4 protein-coding genes are annotated in these 2543 nt (G+C 55.8%); all 4 read right to left on the bottom strand.

The window, feature by feature from the left end; all coding sequences use genetic code 11:
• On the bottom strand, positions 1-659 hold a 659-nt coding region (locus WBC85_RS05735), incomplete at its 3' end, for a 2Fe-2S iron-sulfur cluster-binding protein (RefSeq protein WP_424433874.1).
• A 6-nt stretch (positions 660-665) separates the two neighbouring features.
• Positions 666-1076, bottom strand: a complete 411-nt coding sequence (locus WBC85_RS05730) for a DUF5333 domain-containing protein (protein WP_424433872.1) — start codon at positions 1074-1076, stop codon at positions 666-668.
• A gap of 118 nt (positions 1077-1194) precedes the next feature.
• Positions 1195-1524 (bottom strand): hypothetical protein, encoded by a 330-nt coding sequence (locus WBC85_RS05725; RefSeq protein ID WP_424433870.1) that lies wholly within the window; start codon positions 1522-1524, stop codon positions 1195-1197.
• On the bottom strand, positions 1521-2543 hold a 1023-nt coding region (gene nuoF, locus WBC85_RS05720; protein ID WP_424433868.1), incomplete at its 5' end, for an NADH-quinone oxidoreductase subunit NuoF. The genes WBC85_RS05725 and nuoF, both read right to left, overlap by 4 nt.

Raw genomic sequence — 2543 nt, 5'->3', positions numbered from 1 at the left:
AAGGCATAGGGCTTGGACACCAGCGCACCGACAGGGCACAGATCAATGATGTTGCCCTGCATGTTGCTATCAAGCGTTTCACCCAAATAAGAAGTAATTTCGCTATCTTCGCCGCGCCCCGTCTGGCCCATCTGAGTGATGCCAGCGACTTCGGTCGTGAAGCGCACGCAGCGCGTGCAGGAAATGCAGCGGGTCATATGGGTTTCGACCAACGGGCCGAGATCAAGATCATCGCTGGCACGTTTTGGCTCGCGGAAACGCGAGAAATCAACACCGTAAGCCATGGCTTGGTCTTGCAGATCGCATTCGCCGCCCTGATCGCAAATCGGGCAATCCAGCGGGTGGTTAATCAACAAGAATTCCATCACGCCTTCGCGCGCTTTTTTCACCATTGGTGAGTTGGTTTTGACCACAGGGGGCTGACCTTCTGGCCCGGGGCGCAAATCGCGCACCTGCATGGCGCAGGAGGCGGCCGGCTTGGGCGGGCCGCCTACAACCTCGACAAGACACATCCGGCAATTGCCGGCGATGGTCAGACGCTCGTGATAGCAGAAACGGGGGATCTCGACCCCCGCCTCTTCACAGGCCTGAATAAGGGTCATCGCCCCGTCGACTTCGACTTCTTTGTCGTCGATGATGATCTTGCGTAGGTCAGACATCAGGTCTCACTTTGCTCTTAGTAATACGCCAATTTGGCTACGTTTCTTGATTTCGGCGCGGCCCAAACGGCACATAGAGGCCGGATCAGACGTGGATGCACCATTCTGAGCGAGATAGGCTTCGCCGCGCTTACGCATCTTGGCCTTCTCGGTTTTGCTTTTGGTGTAACGATTGATTTCGTCGTTCGAATAGCCCTTTGCGCGCGCGTCGCTCTTGAGGGAATTCAAAAAACCGATCGCCGTAAATGTGCGCGCAGAAATGCTATCGCAGCGATTGCGAATTTCGTCAGCGATACCGACAGCCAGAAGACCGTTGTTAATCTCGACCTCGTCCTGAAGACCTTTTGCAAAGGCCGGCGTGCAAAGGGCAAGGCTGGCGGCGAAAACGGATGTGATAACTTTAGATGTCATACGCATGGTGAAACTCCTGTCATGCTAACTACTCGTGTGGCTTGGCACTGTGCCAAATCACCAGCCAGACATGGGGTCCCGGAGGTTTGATATGCAATAACATCGCTGTTTTTCTTGATATTTCTCATTCTGCGCACCGCCCCTGAACCGTCAACTGGTCATTCTCGATGCTCAGTGCTGTCGCGTCGGCATCCGGGCTAAGCGTCCAAATGATATCAGAGCTACCGTACTTGCGAACACAATGTGTTGTGCCCTCAAAGCGCGCCGCTTCACGAGCGCCCTCAAGGCCCTGAGACACAGGGGTAACCGTCGCCGTGAAGTTGCGCCTGCTTTCGCTTTCGACCTGCAAACGCCCGGAGTAACGCATGCCGTCAAATAGCTGAGCGTGCTTCGGGTCTTCACACCCTGCTAGCACCAGCAGTGCAGCGCCACTTATGATTACGCTACGGATCATTTCGCTGCGACCGCACGTGTTGTGCGCCCTGCGATTTGCGCTTTGATGCGATCTTCGATTTCGTCGCGGAAATTGTTTATCAAGCCCTGGATCGGCCAGGCTGCCGCATCGCCAAGCGCACAGATCGTGTGACCCTCGACCTGCTTGGTCACATCCCAAAGCATATCGATTTCCGCAGGATCGGCGTCGCCGCGCACAAGGCGTTCCATCACGCGCATCATCCAGCCCGTACCTTCACGGCATGGCGTACACTGACCGCAAGATTCGTGCTTGTAGAATTTCGCAAGCCGCCAGATCGCTTTGATAATATCGGTGTCTTTATCCATGACAATCACCGCCGCCGTGCCAAGACCAGAGCCAAGATCACCGCGCAGATAGTCGAAATCCATAATCGCATCGCGCATCTTTTCACCGCGCACACATGGAACGGACGAACCACCCGGAATAACCGCCTTAAGGTTGTCCCAGCCGCCCTTGATACCGCCGCAGTGGGTTTCGATCAGCTCTTCAAACGAAATGCTCATCGCTTCTTCCACAACGCAGGGGTTGTTGACGTGGCCAGAAATTGCGAACAGCTTCGTGCCAGCGTTGTTGGCGCGGCCAAAGCCGGCGAACCACTCGGGGCCACGGCGCAGAATCGTCGGAACCACCGCGATGCTTTCGACGTTGTTCACAGTTGTCGGGCAGCCATAAAGACCCGCCCCCGCAGGGAATGGCGGCTTCATCCGCGGCATACCCTTTTTGCCCTCAAGGCTTTCGAGCAGCGCAGTTTCTTCACCGCAAATATACGCCCCTGCCCCATGGTGCAGATAAATGTCGAAATCCCAGCCGGATTTTGCCGCGTTCTTGCCAACCAGACCAGCCGCATAGGCCTCATCAATCGCCGCTTGCAGCGCTTCCTTTTCGCGGATGTATTCGCCGCGAATGTAGATGTAGCAGGCATTCGCATTCATCGCGAAGCTGGCAATCAGACAACCCTCGATCAGCGTATGCGGATCATGGCGCATGATCTCACGGTC

Source organism: Planktotalea sp., from assembly GCF_049680325.1.
In the GTDB taxonomy this organism is placed as follows: domain Bacteria; phylum Pseudomonadota; class Alphaproteobacteria; order Rhodobacterales; family Rhodobacteraceae; genus Planktotalea.
The sequence above is the reverse complement of the archived record's forward strand: the minus strand, read 5'-3'. Positions and strand labels throughout refer to the sequence as shown.

Bases quoted from the DNA above. Each gene is read 5' to 3' on its own strand.
- WBC85_RS05730 (WP_424433872.1), bottom strand. From the start codon at position 1,076: ATGCGTATGACATCTAAAGTTATCACATCCGTTTTCGCCGCCAGCCTT.
- WBC85_RS05725 (WP_424433870.1), bottom strand. From the start codon at position 1,524: ATGATCCGTAGCGTAATCATAAGTGGCGCTGCACTGCTGGTGCTAGCA.